The sequence below is a fragment of the Oleiphilus sp. HI0123 genome (assembly GCF_001635315.1).
The window spans coordinates 1-656 of sequence record NZ_LWGE01001804.1; the positions used below are offsets into that span (position 1 = coordinate 1).

Consider the following 656-nt stretch of genomic DNA (forward strand, 5'->3'; position numbering starts at 1 on the left):
CACCGCCCCTTACTGGATAACGTTACGTTTGCGATTGAAGAGGGACAAAAGATTTGCCTGCTGGGTAGAAATGGCGAGGGAAAGTCTTCATTAATGTCATTGCTAATGAAAAGTAGTGATCCGGACTCCGGTGTCATAAATTTTCAAAAGGGTCTTAAAGTAGGGGCTTTGCCTCAATCCATGCCCGATGCTGATGAACGTAACGTTTTTGATGTCGTTGCTGAAGGCCTACCGGAAATTGGTCAGGTCTTAAGTGAGTATCACCATCTGATCAATAGTCAGGATGAAGCTGCAGACCTGCAAAAGTTAGAGAAGCTGCAAGACAGAATCGAGTCATTAAATGGCTGGGATTTTGATACTCGGATCGCCAGCATGCTTAAGCGTTTTGGTTTGCATGAATCGATGCAGATGAAAGACTTATCCGGCGGTTGGCGGCGGCGGGTAATGCTTGCCCGAGCCTTAATCAATGAACCCGACCTGCTTTTACTAGATGAGCCGACTAACCATCTGGACATCGAAACTATCAAATGGCTGGAAGCCCGCTTAGCAGAATATCGTGGCGCGTTATTGTTTGTCAGTCACGATAGAGCGTTTATTAAGGCTTTGGCCTCCAATATTATCGAGTTGGACAGGGGAAATATCACAGCTTTTAACGG

Annotated in this window: 1 protein-coding gene; it reads left to right on the plus strand. The window is 46.0% G+C overall.

All coding sequences use genetic code 11. From position 1 onward, the window contains the following. Window positions 1-656 (plus strand): ATP-binding cassette domain-containing protein (locus A3761_RS24285; RefSeq protein ID WP_156492093.1); only part of this gene is annotated, 656 nt, incomplete at both ends.